This is a genomic window from Paenibacillus pabuli NBRC 13638 (genome assembly GCF_001514495.1).
In the GTDB taxonomy this organism is placed as follows: Bacteria; Bacillota; Bacilli; order Paenibacillales; family Paenibacillaceae; genus Paenibacillus; species Paenibacillus pabuli.
In genome coordinates this window covers 71,344-90,707 of sequence record NZ_BCNM01000001.1, presented here as the reverse complement: position 1 = coordinate 90,707, position 19,364 = coordinate 71,344, and the positions used below count along the sequence as shown (strand labels likewise).

Annotated in this window: 16 protein-coding genes; 2 read left to right on the top strand and 14 right to left on the bottom strand. The window is 45.2% G+C overall.

Annotated elements, in window-relative coordinates; all coding sequences use genetic code 11:
• Positions 1-109: 109 nt before the first annotated feature.
• The 3 genes from PPA03S_RS00125 to PPA03S_RS00115 all read right to left on the bottom strand — a co-directional run bounded on the left by PPA03S_RS00125 (position 110) and on the right by PPA03S_RS00115 (position 4,100).
• Complete coding sequence (locus PPA03S_RS00125) at positions 110-1,213, bottom strand: NADH:flavin oxidoreductase (RefSeq protein ID WP_062318750.1); 1,104 nt, start codon at positions 1,211-1,213, stop codon at positions 110-112.
• A gap of 321 nt (positions 1,214-1,534) precedes the next feature.
• Positions 1,535-2,848, bottom strand: coding sequence for a hypothetical protein (locus tag PPA03S_RS00120; RefSeq protein ID WP_062318749.1), 1,314 nt, complete (start codon positions 2,846-2,848; stop codon positions 1,535-1,537).
• 202 nt (positions 2,849-3,050) lie between these two features.
• Positions 3,051-4,100: a 2,3-butanediol dehydrogenase gene (locus tag PPA03S_RS00115; RefSeq protein ID WP_062318748.1), complete on the bottom strand. Its 1,050-nt coding sequence runs from the start codon at positions 4,098-4,100 to the stop codon at positions 3,051-3,053.
• Between the two features lie 377 nt (positions 4,101-4,477).
• Here PPA03S_RS00115 and PPA03S_RS00110 point away from each other — a divergent pair, with 377 nt between their 5' ends.
• Complete coding sequence (locus tag PPA03S_RS00110) at positions 4,478-5,515, top strand: LacI family DNA-binding transcriptional regulator (RefSeq protein WP_062318747.1); 1,038 nt, start codon at positions 4,478-4,480, stop codon at positions 5,513-5,515.
• 146 nt (positions 5,516-5,661) lie between these two features.
• Here the strand turns inward: PPA03S_RS00110 and PPA03S_RS00105 are convergent, their stop codons facing one another.
• The gene (locus PPA03S_RS00105; protein WP_062318746.1) at positions 5,662-6,636 is read right to left on the bottom strand and encodes a D-2-hydroxyacid dehydrogenase family protein; all 975 of its coding nucleotides are present in this window, start codon (positions 6,634-6,636) and stop codon (positions 5,662-5,664) included.
• Positions 6,637-6,976: 340 nt separating this feature from the next.
• A complete protein-coding gene (locus PPA03S_RS00100; protein ID WP_062318745.1) occupies positions 6,977-7,561 on the bottom strand; it encodes a TetR/AcrR family transcriptional regulator in 585 nt (194 codons plus the stop codon).
• Positions 7,562-7,803: 242 nt separating this feature from the next.
• Here PPA03S_RS00100 and PPA03S_RS00095 point away from each other — a divergent pair, with 242 nt between their 5' ends.
• The gene (locus PPA03S_RS00095) at positions 7,804-9,024 is read left to right on the top strand and encodes an MFS transporter (protein WP_062318744.1); all 1,221 of its coding nucleotides are present in this window, start codon (positions 7,804-7,806) and stop codon (positions 9,022-9,024) included.
• Here the strand turns inward: PPA03S_RS00095 and PPA03S_RS33160 are convergent.
• The 9 genes from PPA03S_RS33160 to PPA03S_RS00055 form a co-directional block, all read right to left on the bottom strand.
• On the bottom strand, positions 8,996-9,154 hold the full coding sequence (locus PPA03S_RS33160) for a hypothetical protein (protein WP_167665954.1): 159 nt from the start codon (positions 9,152-9,154) through the stop codon (positions 8,996-8,998). The genes PPA03S_RS00095 and PPA03S_RS33160 overlap by 29 nt on opposite strands.
• Positions 9,155-9,190: 36 nt before the next feature.
• The gene (locus tag PPA03S_RS00090) at positions 9,191-9,637 is read right to left on the bottom strand and encodes an SRPBCC family protein (protein WP_326099807.1); all 447 of its coding nucleotides are present in this window, start codon (positions 9,635-9,637) and stop codon (positions 9,191-9,193) included.
• 113 nt (positions 9,638-9,750) lie between these two features.
• Positions 9,751-10,842: an HD-GYP domain-containing protein gene (locus PPA03S_RS00085; RefSeq protein WP_062318742.1), complete on the bottom strand. Its 1,092-nt coding sequence runs from the start codon at positions 10,840-10,842 to the stop codon at positions 9,751-9,753.
• Positions 10,843-11,119: 277 nt separating this feature from the next.
• Positions 11,120-12,955: a UbiD family decarboxylase gene (locus tag PPA03S_RS00080; protein ID WP_062318741.1), complete on the bottom strand. Its 1,836-nt coding sequence runs from the start codon at positions 12,953-12,955 to the stop codon at positions 11,120-11,122.
• Between the two features lie 279 nt (positions 12,956-13,234).
• Positions 13,235-14,554: a sensor histidine kinase gene (locus tag PPA03S_RS00075; protein ID WP_062318740.1), complete on the bottom strand. Its 1,320-nt coding sequence runs from the start codon at positions 14,552-14,554 to the stop codon at positions 13,235-13,237.
• 2 nt (positions 14,555-14,556) lie between these two features.
• Complete coding sequence (locus PPA03S_RS00070) at positions 14,557-15,225, bottom strand: response regulator transcription factor (RefSeq protein ID WP_062318739.1); 669 nt, start codon at positions 15,223-15,225, stop codon at positions 14,557-14,559.
• 44 nt (positions 15,226-15,269) lie between these two features.
• Positions 15,270-17,234: an ABC transporter ATP-binding protein/permease gene (locus PPA03S_RS00065; RefSeq protein WP_062318738.1), complete on the bottom strand. Its 1,965-nt coding sequence runs from the start codon at positions 17,232-17,234 to the stop codon at positions 15,270-15,272.
• A gap of 245 nt (positions 17,235-17,479) precedes the next feature.
• Positions 17,480-18,772 (bottom strand): amidohydrolase, encoded by a 1,293-nt coding sequence (locus PPA03S_RS00060; RefSeq protein ID WP_062318737.1) that lies wholly within the window; start codon positions 18,770-18,772, stop codon positions 17,480-17,482.
• A gap of 80 nt (positions 18,773-18,852) precedes the next feature.
• Entirely contained in the window at positions 18,853-19,146 is a 294-nt protein-coding gene (locus tag PPA03S_RS00055; RefSeq protein ID WP_062318736.1) for a hypothetical protein, read from the bottom strand.
• Between the last annotated feature and the right edge of the window lie 218 nt (positions 19,147-19,364).

Genomic DNA, 19,364 nt, shown 5'->3' with positions numbered 1-19,364 from the left:
AAATTATTTCTATAGGGAGGTGAAAAAGCCGCCTTTCGGCGGCCTCAAGTTTGTTTTCAGTTTTCGTTGCCGTTGGCATTTGTTCTTATGAATCGCCCTTAAAGTTCTCTTAATAGAGGTTTTTTAATACCTCTGTTGTGAAAGGAACCAGTTCGGACTGGCGTCCTTCGCGAACTTTGTTCGGCCATTCCGGATCACTCAGGAGCACACGCCCCAATGCGATCAGATCAAATTCGTTATTTTCCATTTTCTCGTTCAATTGATCCAGATGAGCGTCACCCGTTCCCTGGTTCTCGCTTGCTCTGTCAACGAATTCGGCTTCAAGCCCTACCGACCCAACGGAGATTGCTGGTTTTCCACTTATTTTCTGTGTCCAGCCTGCAAGATTCAACTCAGACCCTTCAAATTCCGGCAGCCAGAATCTTCGTGTAGAGCAATGGAAAATATCCACACCGGCAGCCGTCAAGGGAGCAAGGAACTGCTCCAGTTGTTCTGGTGTCTCCACCAGACGTGCGTCATAGTTCCCCATCTTCCATTGGGAGAAACGAAGCACAATTGGGAAATCAGGACCTACAGCAGTGCGACACGCTTCAATCACCTCGACGGCAAAACGCGTGCGCTGTGACAGATCGCCCCCGTATTTATCCGTACGACGATTGGTGTGTTCCCAGAAGAATTGATCAATCAGGTAGCCATGGGCCCCGTGAAGCTCAATACCATCAAACCCGATGCGCTGCGCATCTGCTGCTGCTTGGGCAAACGCCTGGATAAGACCCTTGATCTCGCCTTCCGTCAATGGTTCTCTCTCCGGTTCACCTGCCATGCTTAGTCCCGATGGACCTACCGGCTCAGCTTCTGCATTCGGCAGATCGCCCGAACGACGGGCTGTGCCCACATGCCACAATTGAGGCATGATTTTGCCGCCTGCCTCATGCACTGCCTTGACTACATTCGCCCAACCTTGCAAGGATTCTTCGCCATGGAACAGCGGGATGCTTGCGCCACTAATGGATGAAGGGTGGTTAATGCCCGTTCCTTCCGTAATGATCAGCCCTACACCTCCGGCTGCTCTGCGACGATAATATTCCACGACCTCTGGTCCGGGCACGCCCTCAGGCGAAAATCCACGTGTCATAGGCGCCATGACGATCCGGTTGGACAGGGTAAGCTTGTCCGAGGTAAATGGTTTAAACAAGGCTGACGGTACATTCATTGTGTATTGCTCCTTTACGATTAGAATGTAGAGAACATGTACAGTTTCTAACAACATGCGCTTGTATAAATAACAAAGATGGTATTCAAAAGGATAATTATTCTTACTACCTTTCTATTCTATAGTTTCTGATTTTTATTTTCAAATCTTCGGAGAAAGGCCTTGCTCATCTCTTGAACATAAAAAAACAGAGCAAGCTTGCAGCAGCTTCAACTAGGAATTTCTGCGTAACAACCTGCCCTGCACAACGAATATATACGCTCTCTCTGTAACCAACAATGTGGTTGAAGCATAATATATAATCCGTAATCTTCCTTCCATTTAATTAGAATTGGCAGGGATATTATTGCGGTTAACCCGGAGTAATTTGCCAGAAGAGGTAGACAGAACATCGGGGTCCGTACCCAACCCAAAGTAGAAATCACCTTCATGTTCTTCAAAAGACTTGGCGTACGTGTCCTGATTAAAACGGAGAACTTCATGCCATGTGTTCAGATCGGTGGATTGATACACGCGATTTATATAGAGATTCGCACTTTTCCGTGTGTAGGTAAGCACATAGACTTTACCATCCCGCAAGAGCACATCTGTAGGAAGAGCCAGGGTATCTGGCAAATAGACACGCGATACCTGATTAATGTCAGTCATCACATTCAATGATTTGGGCAACAGCTGTCCATCATTGAACACCCCTCCGGCAATATAGAGCAGCTTATGGTTAAAATTAATATTTTTCCCTATCTTATTATACGGAATAGTACCGGTTTGATAAGAAAGCCCTGGAAGCATTTTACTACCATAGATGGCCACGTCTTTCTTTTCAAGCCTCTCATTAATCTCTAGAATGTTGGTTTTGTCACCCCAGATTTTATTGGCTGGATACATCATGCCCGATGCATATAATTTGCCCTTAATTTCAAACAGCGTATACGCCCGAAAACCAAACGTATTAATCGTCGCAAAGGTTTGCCAGCTCTCTCCCTGATCATGAGAAATAAGTATCGTAGGTTTCTTTTCGGTCCCCAGTGCTGCAAACAGCTTGCCCTGATAGGACGCCAGATCGTATACGTGTACCCCCAGTGGAAGATTGCGATACTTGGTCCACACATCTCCATCCAACCGATAGAAGTTCCCCATATCCCACTGTTCGCTATCGGAATCATTTCCAGGGATGTACAGCTTGTCGTTCAACACCTTGTAGATGTCAATCTGCTCCTCATCCACAAACCCTTTGGTCGAAGGAACGATGCCTGGGTTGTTATTGGTAACAGACTGGGTTATAAACTTGGAAGCGGCTGTGTCGTAATAAATTACAGGAATAGGACCGGCATTGGTTGAAACGCCCATATTGCTGCTGTTCCCATGCCCCATAAATATTTTCCCTCTGTACAGCTGCAGGTCCCAAACATTATTGGCATATGGCGCTTTCTTAAAAGGTCTTCCGAGCAATTCGATCTTGTTCGTCACATCAGCGGATGTGATAGGAGCGTTGGACACCTTGGCAAGTGCACGTTCAGCGATCGGCTGATGAGATGTTGAAGCATTGTTTTTGGGTTTGGAGTTCCCCATCAGCAGCCACCCCACGCCAGCAATGATCGTCAAAATTACGGCAGCCCATTTCGTATTCCTTTGCATGTCCGCATCCTCCTTTATTTTGTGGGACAACTCCTCTACACCAAAGCAAAATGATACAAATTGTATCCTTTTATATTATGTAAAACGAAATCTACTTGCAACAAATTCCGCCCGGACTGCGCAAAAAAAATAGACAACCTCATCCGAAGATGTGTTGTCTATTGTTCATATTTTGATAGCGAATGCCTACTTTATAACAATTCTATTCTGCCTTCACCAGAATTTTAACCTGGTTTTTCTCTTTCAGCAATGCTTCAAATCCATGTTCTACCACTTCGTCCAGGCTGATTCGTTTGGTTACCAGCTTGTCTGCCGGGAAGAAACCTTTGGCCATCAGGCTAATAACAGCCGGGAATACGTCGCGGTATCCGATAATTCCATTGACTGTCCGCTCCTTCATGACAATGGAGTTTGGCAAAATCGGTGCTTCCTGTTCAAAAATACTAACGATCATCAACTCACCGCCAATACGCGTTGAATCAATGGCTTGTTGAAGTACCCGTGGAACACCTGTTACTTCATAAGCTACATTCACACCGCCTTGGGTGCGTTCATGAATTTCTTCCACCACATTGTATTGTGTTGGGTCAATAACAATAGCACCAAGTTCTTTTGCTTTGGCTTTACGCTCCTCGGAAAGTTCAATCACATAAATATCGGATGCGCCAGAAGCTTTCAGCGCTTCAATAACGAGCAGTCCAATCGGGCCTGCTCCAAAAACAGCCGCAGTGTCGCCAACTTTCAGTTTACTTTGGCGCACTGCATGTAGTGCCACAGCGGAAGGCTCAACCAATGCCCCTTGCTCATACGAGATGGAATCAGGAATGGCGTGCACCATATATTCCTCAGCCGTTACGTATTCGGAGAAACCTCCGCCTCCGCCTGCTAGACCCAAGAATCCCATCTGATCACAAAGGTTATATTTTCCCTGTTTGCAAGCTTCACAGTGACCGCACGCATAGATTGGTTCTACCACCACACGATCCCCTGTCTGAAAACGTGTCACGCCTTCGCCTACTTCAACCACTTGCCCTGAAAATTCATGGCCCATCACAACAGGTGCTTTTTCCCCTGTTAGCGGATGCGGAGCTTGAGCCGGAATAAAGATCGGGCCTGCCGTATACTCGTGCAAGTCACTACCGCAGATTCCACACCACTCTACTTTTATTTTTACCTTGCCCTGTGCAGGGCGGGGTTCTTCAATATTTTCGAGACGCAAATCTTTTACTCCGTGCCAACGCAATGCTTTCATTTGTTTCATCTCCCAGATCATAAGTTTTGATATAATCGGAAACGTTTCCGTAAATTAAATATGTCACATTTTGAATAGGCTGTCAAACATAATTTGTCACACTTATGTCCATCTTATGAATTTTACGCCGATAATCCTGTTACCATGCCAGCATTTCAATCCATGGATAAATTCGGCTTCTCGGCTGGTTCTGCTTTGATAATCTCTTTGTTATCCATTCCGTTCTCTTGGAATGCAGCATATCACTGTAACCGTTTCATCGTGTTCATGGGATACTTGTCGGCTTCAATGTTATAATGAAGGCATAGGATCGTCATTCCATTTGTACATATTTTCAATATTCGGAATCGTTTCCGATGAAGTGAGGTTAACTAAACGTGAGTAAAGATCAGAAGATTACCATTAAGGATGTGGCTGAACGTGCAGGTGTAGGCATCGCTACCGTCTCCCGAGCCATTAACAACTCCGAAGGCATTAGCAGCAAAACACGGGATAAAGTCATGCAAGCCATTGATGAACTTGGATTTGTCCCCAATACCTCTGCGCAGAGCCTGAAGATACGCCAAACGCATCAGATTGCGCTGGTTGTGCCCGATATTCGCAACGCCATCATTCCCGAGATCTCCTGGTCTGTTGAGCAAACGGCGAAGCAGCATGGATATCATGTGGTTCAGATCAATACGGCGGGTAATGCAAGAACAGAATTGGAAACCATTCGTAATATCAAAAAATTGCACGTGGATGGGCTCATTTTCATGCCTTTGGCTTATCCCAAAACATTACCAAGTCTGATAGAAAAAGCTCCACTCCCCATCTCCATGATTAACTACGGGAAGAAGCTGGAACCCGGCATGAAAGCAGATGTTGTCTCTCTATCTCAGCCTGAAGGGAAACTGGTGATGGAGCATCTGATTAAAATCGGACGGACCCGGATTGCTTACGCTGGTGCACCTAAAGATATCATCGAAGAACGTTATCGGGCTTACGAGCAGGCATTAGGACATGTGGATATCTCCCTTGTTTATTTTGGTGAAGACTTTTCTCTTCAAACCGGAGCAAATGCTGCGGATTATTTCTATGGGCTGGCTCATATGCCGGATGCGGTCTATGCCATTAATGATATGGTGGCGATTGGCCTGGTGAATCGGTTTAAGGAGCTCGGCGTACGTGTACCCGAAGATGTTGCTGTTGTGGGTGTAGATAATAACCAGTGGACTACCGTATCGTCACCTCAGATCAGTTCAGTCTCCATTATGGGTGAAGAAGTGGCCCGACTGGCTACCGAACTGCTGTTAAAACGAATTCGAGAGATGAGCACTGCTGATTACGAACATATTCAATTTGAGCCTCGGCTCATTGTCCGCGAATCCAGTGTAGCCATGATCCGTTCCTCTGCACGAGGCCCCCACGCTTAAAAAAAGGATCTGGTATCACCGAATTAACGATAACTATTCGATACGATAACTACAAAAAAGGCGCTTCTCCATGAAGAATTCCGATTGGAGAAGCACCTTTTTTATCTTACGTTCCATACTTTTGCAATGCATATCACAGAGAGGATTCACTTATCCGGAAGCAATGGTCTGATTGTTCTCCCTTTCAGAAACGCTTCAATATTCTCTACCGTATGATTGAAATAAATGGCATAGTTATCTTGTGTCACATAACCCAGATGCGGCGTTGCCAGCAGATTGGGCAATGTACGCAGCACATGATTTACAGGAAGAGGCTCCTGTTCATATACGTCCAGCCCAGCCCCGGCAATCCACTCATTCTGTATGGCTTCAACCATCGCATCTTGGTCCACAATGCTTGCACGAGACGTATTGATCAACAAAGCTGTATTTTTCATACGTTGTAGCTCAGCTCGTCCAATTAAATTACGGGTACGATCACTAAGCACCAGATGGATGGACACAATATCACTTTGCTCAAGCAGCTGTTCCTTCGTATCTGCACGCTGGACTCCTTGTTGCTCTGCTCGTTCCTGTGTCAAATTCTCACTCCAAGCGATCACTTTCATGCCAAAGGCTTGTGCTATAACTGCCATTCGACTGCCAATCTTGCCTAAACCGAGCAGCCCCAAAGTTTTTCCGTATAAATCCATGCCAACGGTACTTTGCCAATTCCGATTCGAACGCAATGCGTTATTTTCAGTTACCAGCTTCCTTGAGAGGCCAAGAATCAGCGCCCATGTCAGTTCTGTTGGGGGATTTGAGCTGCCTTCCGTACCACAGACAATCACGCCTCTTTCTTCCGCAGCCCTGAGGTCAATAGCCGCGTTACGCATGCCGCTTGTAATCAGAAGCTTAAGCTTGGGCAATTGAGCGATTACCGTTTCAGGAAAAGGTGTACGTTCACGCATCAAGACAATCATTTCAAAATCCTGCAGTTCCTGTACAACTTTATCCTCTGACCCCATGTAATGATTGAACGTCTGAATCTCAACCCGATCCAGGATGGGAGACCAATCCGCCGAAGACAAGGCAACATTCTGGTAATCATCCAATATGGCACAACGCAATTTCGTCTGCATGATTGAATCTCCTCCTCATATATCTCAAATCAACGCCCTGGCGTTATCCTTCAAAAAATCATCCTGCCTATGTAAACCAATGGTACACATCCCTAATTTAATCTATACCCTATCCGCATTGTATCAACTCAGCCCCCATCTGCCTAATGCCTTTAGACACAAAAAAGCGCAGGAAAGAGTTCCCACTTCCTGCAATCCCACTAAAACAGTTTGAAAAGCAGCGATGTAATGAGGATCGCCAATGCCACTTGAAACAAGGACCGCATTTTCCAAAAAATCGTATCTAATTTCGATTGATCATTCTCTGTCAGACCCTTTTCTAAAAGATGAAGTCTTCCCCTCATACCTCAAACAACGATAACGTAACCTTAATGCTCTGCTGCACAAACGAGCGATCAGGCTCCGATTTCATCATTACGGTCAGTCCAACCATGGATACAACCAGAGAATTTGCGAGTGCATTCGCATTAAGATCAACGGGTAATTCGCCGGATTGCTGCCCCCGTTCAATCGTCTCCTGGAAAATCGCCGCCAGATACATCTGATGCTCCCGGGTAAGAACCGCAAATTTGGGATCATGTGGAGCCAATTCAACCATCGTATTAATGCAAAAACAGCCATGACGGGGCTGTGTCACATCCCCTTCTGCTCCAATATGCTCAAATAATGTACGGAAGGCCTCCCTAACAGAAGGGTTATGTTGAAGCATGGACCTGACTTGAGCAGCATGAAGAGTTGTATATTTGCGAAGCGCCGCCTCAAACAATTCCTTTTTGTCTCCAAAAGCAGCATATAGACTGGGCCGCTGAATGCCCATGGCTGTTGTCAAATCACTTAAGGATGCTGCCTCAAATCCTTTATCCCAAAAAATCTGCATCGCTGCATCCAGTGCCTTATCCGTATCGAATTCCCGTTGTCTAACCATGCACGCACCCTCTTTATGTATCGATCAGTATATAACCATATTAAACTTCATTTTGTTTTCATGTCAAATTCATTTCACTTTCTTAGAAATGAAAAAACTAATTTTATCATTACTACTTGACATCATTTCGAAGCTTGAAGTATGTTTATTTCGAATCATAATGTACCGATCAGTACATTATGATCAATGATTAATTCTGTTTTCATTACTTACCAACTCGAACACGGAAAGGTGACTCCATCATGCAAAATCCATCTTATCTAACACATGCTCACAGCGAAGGGCGTGCAGGCATTTCACGCCTTGTCGCGCTATTATTTGCGCTGTGCAGCGGACTGGCAGTAGCCAATATTTATTACGCTCAGCCTTTGCTCGACTCCATGGCTGAAGAGTTCCGTATCACTCCTTCATCCATTGGGATGGTTATCACCGTCACCCAAGTCTGTTATGCTCTAGGATTGTTATTACTCGTCCCCCTTGGTGATCTCGTGAATCGACGCAAGCTGATTATCATCCAAATGCTTTTATCCGTAATCGCCCTGATAACCGTTGGTATCTCATCATCCAGCCAGATTTTATTCATAGGAATGGCCGCGATCGGATTGCTTGCCGTGATTACACAAACACTCGTTGCCTTTGCCGCCTCCCTCGCTGCACCTTCGGAACGAGGGCGCATCGTCGGTCTGGTCACAAGTGGGATCGTCATAGGCATATTGCTGGCACGAACGATAGCTGGCACCTTAAACGATTGGATCGGTTGGAGATCGGTTTATCTCTTCTCTGCCACTCTGACATTACTTGGGATAATCACATTATTTCTTGTCCTTCCAAAACGTGAGCCCGATCGTGAGAAACTGAGCTACCCCCAATTGATTGTTTCTGTGCTCCAACTGTACCGCGAGCTGCCGATTCTGCGAGTACGCGGTGTTCTCGCCATGTTGATCTTCACAGCCTTCAGCACCCTGTGGACCTCCATGGTTTTACCGCTAAGCGCTCCGCCGCTTTCCCTCTCACATACCGCTATTGGAGCCTTTGGTCTCGCGGGGGCTGCTGGTGCACTGGCTGCTGCACGCGCAGGAAGGCTGGCTGATCGGGGATTTGGACAAAAGACGACGGGCATCGCCCTTATCATATTGCTTGTATCCTGGCTGCCCATGGGCTATGTTCACCACTCTTTATGGCTGCTTGTGGCAGGGGTGATTATGCTGGACCTTGCCGTGCAGGCGGTACATGTCACCAACCAGAGCCTGATCTACGAAGTTCGCCCTGAAGCGCAGAGTCGCTTAACGGCCGCCTATATGATTTTTTATTCGATAGGCAGTGCGACAGGCTCTATTGCTTCCACTCAAGTATATGCGTGGGCGGGTTGGACAGGTGTTTGCTGGTTGGGTGCAGGCGTTAGTGCGGCGGCACTTCTATTCTGGGCCCTTACTATTAATCGAGCTTATTCCACACCACGATAAATAAGGTTGCCAACGGTCCAAATAACAGGGAAATCAGAAACCAGTTACGTCCACTTCTGTTTTTTCCCTGTGCTAGTCCGGCATTAATAAGGGCAAGTGTGCCCCAACCCACATCGTATTCATTTTCCATCTCGTTATCCTTCCTCTCTTACACATTCTCCGTCCCTTATTGCTCAAGCAGCGCCTTTAACTTAAGGTTACGGCTCTTCAGAAAAGCCAGCATATATCTCTTGAGAAAAGCCCGCTCTGCGACCCAACCCAAAACACCAAGAGGTGCTTCAAATCTCAGCGTGTCTCTCATACAAGTCATCTGCTCATCTATTCTAGTAAAGCTGTGTTCATGCCGCATGCTCTTAAAAGCACCTCTCTCCATTTGATCTACAAAGAGATACGGACGATTGTATTCGATGATCCGGGAAGTCAACTTCTGCCTTATTCCGAAATGTCTTGCTTCGAAAGTTACTGTATCACCTTCGCCGATTCTGCCCGTTGTAACACCAGCTACAGCCTGCTCACGGGTATGTTTCCAGACTGTCCGGGTATGGATATCCATGTCCCGCGCATAGTCGAAGCACCGCTCAATGGGGGCATGTATACTAATCTCGGTTACCACTTCAATCAAGGACTATCTCTCCTTTGCAGTGCATGATATAAATTAAAAACGGGTCCCCTGTTTTATCGCATAGGAGGCCCGCTTTCCGTATGAAATCATTTAATTAATCTAACTCAAATAATTAACTCATTAATGGCAAGCGTGCGTTCTTTGGACAGGTCACGATATTGTTCCGATTCCACCTTAATCAGTGGTTTGAAAATATCCGATGTGTTGTTCATGACAATAACGCCCCGCTCGCCGTTGCTCAGGAGCACTTGTTTACCAATAAAATTGGGAAGCAGATGCTGCATCAATGCTTGAACCGGCTTCTCATTTAATTTGCCAAACCCCATTGCATAGATATCCCGCAGGTTGTTAATCAGGTTCGGATTGCTGCTTCCGTGGTTGCCGGATCTCATCCCGATGTATATGTTAGCAACAGATACGATCTGTGTGTATGGATGAATCTCGTCTTTCTTAAGCTGCATCGGATATCCAGTGCCATCTTCAAGTTCATGATGCTGAAGGGCAACCAGTGCAGTAGCTTCATCCGTCATGGAACTTTTGATAATATCATGTCCATAGATGGTGTGGCGATGCAATTCCAGCTGTTCATCAGCTGTTAACGGTTCCGTCTTGTTACGAATCCGATGGGATACCCTGCATTTGCCGATATCGTGAAGATAGCCGCCGCGACTGATCTGGTAACTCTCTTTCTGAGAATAACCAAGCCAGTTGGCCAGGTAAAATGACAACAATCCAACCTGAATGGAATGTGTATAGTTGTTCACATCATCTCGTTCCAGCATCATCAGAAGATGAACAACATCCTTTTGCTCATCCAGTCCCTCCACCATCGGTTGAAGCGCATCATCCACCATTGTTGCGTTGAATTTGCCTACCGTCAGTGCTTCGAGAAAAGCGGATTGATAATTATGTACAGTTTGTATAAATTGGGATTTCATTTCTTCTTCAGGCGGCTCTTCCTTGGTGCTTGTGCTTGCTCCAGTTGAAAATTTTGCTGCCGCCGCAAAAAATTCGGCTTCCGTGATTTCTTCCTCACGTGGTTCAATATCCACATAATCTACGCGATGCTGCATGAGCAAGGTGATATCTTCACTTTTGATTACAGTACCCTGGCCCAGAACGTGTAATCCTGCTTCGCTGAATGTATCCGCAGTCAGACGGTCTCCATCTTGCAGGTTCATAATATGGATTCTCAAATCGGTATTCCCCCTGAACAATCATTTATAGTCAACAGCACCCGTTACATCGGGTCCCAAAAATCCCTATACTACTTTATATCGATAAATAATCACTTTTTATCCATAGTTCAAACGACCTTAATCACAGAAGGAAATACGAACATATAAGACTTTATCCTCACTCCCATTTTGAAAGAAAGTCCCGGTTTTGAATCCTTCTAAGGACAAGGGGTTCTAACTATAGACATATATAAGCAAAAAGCCCAGAATAATCATTGGGCTTTTGGAAATCCAATTATATTTTAATCGAGCTTAGACTCGCTCCCTGCGCGAAAAAGCGTTCAATGCGTTTCTCAACAGCGGGGTCTGGAATAAGCGGTGGTGCCTGATGCGGCTTCACTCTGGCGTCGATGATAATCTGGTCACAGCCCCAATGTTTATAACTGTAACCGCTGTTCACCCCATACATATCATGGGAAGGGTTACTGCGAGTAAATGTTGCCCATAAGAAATTGCTGAGATTCGCACTCAGGAAAGAGCTGTCATCACATAAGATGATCATTGGACATGAGGACAGATCTCCTTTTTCGCTCAGCAAATCCGTGAATGTCTTCATTTCTTGCTCTGTATCCGCATAACTGGTGAATGGTGCTCCCTGAATGGCAACCATTCCTGGCATCACGAGCTGTGGATTACTATAGCCCCGGATATCCTTCAATGTCTTAGGTACTTCACGGCACAATTCCCGTTTCTTGTCCCCATAGGCTGCAAATACAACCTTACTGCCGCTGTTCAACCCGGTTCCCGAGTAATCCAGTGTATCGATCGTTGTATTGGTATGGAAATGAATGTCCCGTTGCAAATCCATTCGTTCCAGGATATACGTCAGAAATTCCACTTCCCGATGCGTATCCAGCGATTGCTGATCTTCTGCTGTGATAAACAAATACTTCGCCAAGCTGAGCTGGCCGGTACCGAGAATTCGACTTGCGATCGTCAGCAGCTCTGTTGGCTGTTTTACCCTCTGATAGGGCGTATAACGCTCACTTCCAATCGCGAACAGAAGCGGATGCACTCCTGCTGCATCGACTGCGTGGACTTCTTTTACGCCCGGAATCTCCTGTTTAATGGCATCACCCGTAATTTCATGAATCAGATCACCAAATGCCGTATCCTCTTGCGGAGGACGACCCACCACCGTAAATGGCCAGATCGCGTTCGGTTTGGCGTATACTTTATGCACTTTCATTAACGGGAATGGATGAGTCAGACTGTAATATCCAAGATGATCTCCGAATGGTCCCTCAGGCTTCGTTTCATCTGGATAGATATCCCCCGTTATGACAAAATCGGCATCATTGCTGATGCAATATCCATCCTTATAACTGTAACGGAAGCGACGTCCGGCTAGTAATCCGGCAAAGGTCATTTCGCTGAGTCCCTCAGGCAAAGGCATAACCGCAGAGAGCGTATGAGCCGGTGGACCACCAATAAAGATGCTCACTTTCAGAGGTTCTCCCTTTTTGACAGCCTTGGCCTGATGAATACCGATCCCGCGATGAATCTGGTAGTGCAGTCCAATTTCCTTGTTCAATTCGTAATCATTTCCACTTAACTGTACCCGGTACATGCCCAAATTGGAATTCATGATGCCTGGCTTGTCCGGGTCCTCCGAATAGACTTGAGGCAGCGTAACGAATGCTCCCCCATCCATGGGCCAATGCTTGATCAATGGCAGATCGGATATTTGAATTTCTTGGGCGGTTACGGGAAGACTGATCGACTTCTGCTTGGGCAGCGCCTGCCAGGCGGCAAGACCTGTGCTGATATGCTGAAAAGGTGTTTTGAGTGCCTTCATGGGATCATCACGCACGGTCATCACTCGCTGTACACCTTCAAGCGTGCCACGGAACATGAATTTGCTTCGTTCCACGGTGCCAAACAGGTTCGAAACGGCCTGGAACTTCGAACCTTTCACATGTTCGAACAGCAGCGCCGGGCCTTTCGCCTCATGCACTTTCATATGTATCGCTGCCATCTCCAGATGGGGGTCTACTTCTTCCTTCACTCGAATCAAATGTCCGTGCTGCTCCAGATCGTTAATACAATCTTCCATATTGCGATATTTCATTGGATGGCTCCATTCTTTGATTAATAAAATAATATGTTCATATATTCACATAGACAGGCAAAACGAGAGTGCAAACCAAAACACTTACTCTATCACACTCGATTTCCCCATGAATGAATGATTGATCTTCTCGTCTCTTCTATCTTATCAAATGATCTGCCGCTTAACAAAACAATATCTAAAATCTGTCACGCAGTACACCAAAAAGCAATATCCGGTCAACCGGGATCCTGTAATCCTAAGGACACCGCTTGCATAAATATTGCTCTTTGGGCTTATTTAAGCTGTGGGAATCGTAACTGTAAACTGCGTACCTTCTCCAACCCTGCTCTCCACATCTATTGTACAATCATGCAACTTTAAAATTTTTATTACGATGGATAACCCCAATCCATTCCCTTTAAGAGCGCTGCTTCGCGCTTTGTCCACCATATAAAATCGATCAAAGATATGCGGAAGGGCTTCCTCCGGTATGCCTTGTCCTGAGTCTTTGATCGTTACCTTCACGAATGAAGTCGATTTCTTGATCTTGACAAGGATGGTACCCTCAGAATCTGTATATTTTATAGCATTGTTCATTAAATTCTGCCAGACCTGCTCAAACAGATCTTTATCAACCGTGATCTCGCAAGGCATTATCTCTAACTCAATTTTGATATTTTTGTGCGCCCACTGGGGTTCTGCTAATACGATCGTTCTTCTTAATTGCTCATCCAATTGGAATGTGGTGAGATGAAACGGATGATGTTCCGAATCCAGTGAGGCTAACCGGAGTAGATTATCACTAAGCCTGGACAGGCGTAACGTTTCCTCATATATGATATCCAGATGCTCCTTCTGCTCCTCGATTGGAATGGTGCCATCTTGCAGCGCCCTTGTAAATCCTCTGATCGATGTAAGGGGAGACTGCATTTCATGAGAGACGTTACTGACAAAATCATCACGCACCGAGTCTATTTTTTGCAGCTCATGGGCCATATGATTAAAACTCTCCATCAACTCACCAAACTCATCCTGATTATGATGCTTCAACCGGACAGATAGATCCCCGGATGCCATTTTCTTGGCTGCAACTGTAAGCCTCTTGATCGGCTTTACAATATACCCCGACATGAGCAGGATTAATAAGCTTCCAATGACCAAGACTGTAAATAGCGATATGAGGAGCGTTTTTCTCAGATTATGAAAAATGGATGAAAAGTCACTTTGGATCAGAAGCGCTCCAATCTCATCGTTCATTCCGGGAACACCCACAACAGCAGTTCCATCTTTGTTGGATAAAATAACCGCATCGGTTGAACTCGCCTTAAATAACGAATTAACTTTTTCCTTTGGTAAAGAAGTAAGCACTTCACTTTGTTCATTCACGGGAGTAATGTTCAAGCCGTATCGTGCAAAGATATCCAAGCTTGATTTAACTTTCTCCTGATCATCGATCAGGTTTATTATTGCAGCGATATCTTCAGCAACGCTGAGAATAGAATGGTTGGGAGTCTTTTCCTGAGACCGAATATTAAGTATAAAAGAGAGAATCAAACTGGCTAGAACAATACCAATAAATGTAGCTACGATTCGAAGTCGCAGACTTTTCCTCACCATTTTCATGCCAGCTCCAGACGATATCCAAGTCCTCTTACCGTCGAAATCACGAGCTCAGGGATCGACTCCAATCGTTCTCTTAACCGTTTGATATGCACGTCAACTGTGCGCTCATCGCCTTCGTAATCCATTCCCCATACATCTTCAATAAGCTGTGTACGTGTTAATATTTGCCCTGACGAACTCGCCAGAGCAAATAACAATTCACATTCCTTCTTTTTCAATTCAACCGTTCGAGCTGCTGCAACAACTGTCAAATTGCCCAAGTCAATGGTTACACCACCTATGTGAATCACATTCGATGATATCTTGTTGTATCTTTTCAATAACGATTTCACACGCAGGATTAACTCTACAGGGTCAAAAGGTTTTACTAAATAATCGTCTGACCCTGCATTAAATCCTCTGACTTTATCCTTGGATTCTCCTTTGGCAGTGACCATTAGAATCGGCATATCCATATAAGATCGAATATCTGCCGTCAATTCAATACCATTGATACGCGGCATCATCACATCCACAATCGCTAAATCGATTTTGGTATGAGATAAGAGTTCCAGTGCTTCTTGACCATCAGCCGCTTCCACGACGGAAAATTGACTTTTTTCAAGATAGATTCGAATTAGTTTGCGGATATGAGAATCATCATCAACCACAAGAATGGTGTTCATTTATCCATTATCCTTTCTGCAATTTTCATTATTCACAACGGTATTTATTCATATCGTAAGGATTCCATTGGGTCCAGCTTGGCAGCCTTCGATGATGGCATCAAACCAGCGATGATACTAATCACTGTACTTACAACCATTCCGAACACGATATAATATCCGGATAGATTAATCAGTTTTGCTCCAAAAGCGTTATCCAAGAAAATATTTAACACATAACTAATGAGTACGGCAAAGACTACCGCAATGATACCACTAAATACTCCCAACAAAGCAGATTCGGAAAAGAAGATTCGCTTGATATCTTTCTTTCTTGCTCCAATCGCACGAAGAATTCCTATTTCCTTTGTCCGTTCCACTACACTAATGTAGAGCACCACCAATATCATGATACCGGATACGATTAATGAAATTCCTGCAATACCAGAAAGAACAATCGTAGCCATGTCCACATAAGTCGTAATATTCTCCATCACTTTTGCCATCTGGGAGCCTGAGAAGCCTACATCCACAGCTGCTGCATTAATATCATTTACATACTTCATATCGGTTGCATAAGCATTAACTTGAATCGGGCCAATGGTAATCCCTTTGTCCGTATACATCTGCTCAAGTGTCTGTGATGGGAGATATCCTGGGGTCTGCTGCATTGGAGTTCTTTGTCCCGTTGCTTCATACACCCCTGAGATAATAACTTCTTTTTCTAATATGATCGGTTTATGGTTAGCATCCATTTCATTAATATATAGATGGATGGGCTTGCCTATCATAGATTCAGGTTGGTCATTTCCACTGAGTTTAGTCGCTGTTGTCTGCGGTAATAAGATTTGATTGGCTTCTGGTAAAGTTCCTGCTGTAATATTATCTTTATCAAAAGCGTCCGTAAACGTTGTTAACTGTGTGAGTCCCTCCGTTTGTTCTTCATAAACCAGAGTCGATTTTCCATCCACAGAGGTGATCGTCTCCACATGATCCACATTCGGGAAATTACGAATGGTTTCAATATCAGCGTCCGTAAACGCCTGACCTGCTGCCATCAAGGCTTCCGGGCCGCGCATGTCTTTGGCTTCTTCACTTGGTTTTGTGATGTCCACGAGTAATGGGTCCATACTTGCATTGATCTCGTTATTCATGTAACTCGTGATTCCATTGCCTAAAGAGAGCATCAGAAGCACGCTTAAAATACCTATGGACCCCCCCAATGCTACCAATACATTACGCTTGGCATTAAGTTTCATATTTTTGAGAGCCATTTTGAAGGAAGCCAGCAGACCCAGGTTTCGGGAAGGATCTTTATCACCTTGGTAGATCATTAAGGAAGGATCTTTTAAATAAATATCATCCTTAATCCGTCCCTCTTCTACCTTCACAATACGCGTTCCGGAATCGGCCACTTTCTGGGAGTGAGTTACGGTAATGACCAACATCCCTTTTTGTGCTATGCTGTCCAGCAATGCCAGGATTTGATCTCCATTCTCCTTATCCAGAGCACCCGTAGGTTCATCAGCCAATATAATGTCGGGATTGTTTGATAACGCGCGAGCTATGGAAACCCTTTGCTTCTGTCCACCAGACAGCTGGTTGGGACGTTTATTCAGATGATCCTTCAGTCCGACCTCGGTCAGAATATCTATGGCACGCTTATTGCGTTCCTTCTCACTTGTATCCGTCATTTGCATGGCAATTGTAACATTTTCCAGGACAGATAAATGTGGAATGAGATTGAAGTTCTGAAACACAAAGCCAATGTTATTCTTCCGATAATCATCCATTTCCTTCTCCGTCATGGCACTTAAATTCTTACCACGAACGAGAATATCCCCTTCAAAATCAGAATCCATTCCGCCAATAATATTCATAAGGGTCGACTTACCGCAACCCGATTCACCTAGGATCGAGACGAATTCTCCTGTCTCAAAGCTCAAATTCACGTCGTGGAGCACGGCAACCTTTTCTTTACCATACAGCGTGTATGACTTCTTCACATGTTTGACTTCTAGTATTTTCATATGACCTCTTCCTCTCCAAATCAAAAACGCTATCTGTTTATTTAATAGCTCACATTCTAACAAAAGTGTGTGAACTGATAATGAACTGGATAATGAACTTCGGCCTGCCACAAAAAATACACCTGCAATGACTTGAGGTGGTGAACTATGTCAAGCATTGCAGGTGTCGAAAATCAATATGAAGGGAAAGCAAACAGAGCCCTATATTTATTAGGACTCCATTTGCAAAGTTTCCCGCTTTGACATTAAATTCCTTCCACAATACACCTCGCTCGAACCTCAATCTGACGGAAAAGTTCTTCCTCATCAATCGTTAGCAGCTGCCTGCCTCTCATCAGTACACGGCCATTCACAATGGTAGTATCTACATCGGCGCCATTCACGCTGTATGCAAGCAATGATTCCAGCTCGTGAACCGGCTGCAAATGCGGTTTCTTCAGATCAATCAGAATCAGGTCGGCTTTGCATCCAACTTCCAGAACCCCCACATCGTGCTGAATATTTAGGAGCTCTGCACTTCCGCGTGTAGCCATCCGAAGAATTGCTTTTGCAGGCAACCGGGTAGGGTCACCATAATCCAGCTTTTGCAGCCAGGTTGCAGCCTTGATCTCTTCAAACATATCGACGGTTGTCGCACTTCCTGCCCCGTCGGTTCCAAGACCCACGTTAACTCCCTGTGCAATCATCTCGGTAATTGGGGCAATTCCGCAGCCAAGCTTCAGATTGCTGACCGGATTGTGCGCTACTCCACCACGCATACCTTTCAATCTGCCAATATCTCTGCGGTTTAGGTGTACGCCATGGGCAAGCAGTACGTGTGCTTTTTCGAACATGCCCGCCTCTTCCAAATATTCCGTTGGCGTCATGCCATAGCGTTCACGAATCTTCACAACTTCCTCTTTCGTCTCAGCCAAATGAATATGGATGGGCACGTTCTCCTGCTCTGCCATCGCGATTACTTCCCGCAAAGGTTCTACCGGGCAAGTATAGGGAGAATGCGGGCCATACATCGTCGTAATTCGACCCTCAGCCTTACCCGACCAACGCTGTACCAAATCGACCGCTTCCTGTAATCTGCGCCCTCCGTCATCCTCTACGAATACCATTCCGCGTGTGAGCGATGCCCGAATACCGGTTTTCGTTACCGCTTCTGCGATTTCATTCATGTGAATGTACATATCAGCGTAAGCTGTAGTTCCTGAACGGATCATCTCGGCGATCGATAATTGTGCTCCCCAGTATATATCTTCGGGTGTCATCCGGGCTTCTGCAGGCAGCATCTTACGGTCAAGCCAGTCCATCAGCTTCAGATCATCCGAGAATGCTCGTAACAGACTCATCGGTGTATGCTGGTGAGCATTGATCAGGCCCGGCATGGCCAGTTTATGTCGACCGTCCATAATGTCATCACCCGGTTGAGCCTGAATGTGGGGAGCAATCTCTGCGATGCGGTCGCCTACAATACGAATATCCCCCATGAAGGGGGAATCGGTGTCTTTCATCGTTAAGATGGTGGCTTGCTGAATTAATATACTCATTCGTTTCACAACTCCTCTAGGTTTGGATGGCTTTACTTCCAAATCCGAGGATAAGCCTTCACGTAACGGCAAGGTCAAGATTAAGTTAATTTTTGAGTCGTCATTGCTCTGAAACTTTGGATAAAAGGTTTGGGATCTATGTTAACCATATAAGGATAGACTCCGGTGCTGGTATGTAGATAGAAAAAACCACCTTCATTTCCCATTCTCCGAAAGGACATGTCGAACACTTCCGTAATATTAAACTCGCGGTATTTTGTTACAATCTTGTCCGAGTAGAGTATCATGGACCGATCACTCTGCAGTACTTCCTGTGCGAGACCCGTTACTTCTCTCTGTACTTTGTAATAAGGCAATACAGCAATGCAGTTCATGATCTCCCTCCGTTCTAGCCATGATTATTTGTTCCATCATAGCAGATCGGAGAGCCTGAGCAAAAAAATGATCCAACACATATATGATTTACGTGATCTTCGTTGTTACTTTCAATGGATAACGAAGTGCTTCCTGAATATTCTGCAAGGGCTTGATTCATTAATTAAATGTAGCTGATATGTATTATCCGAAAAATCCCCTATCCGTAAACAGGATG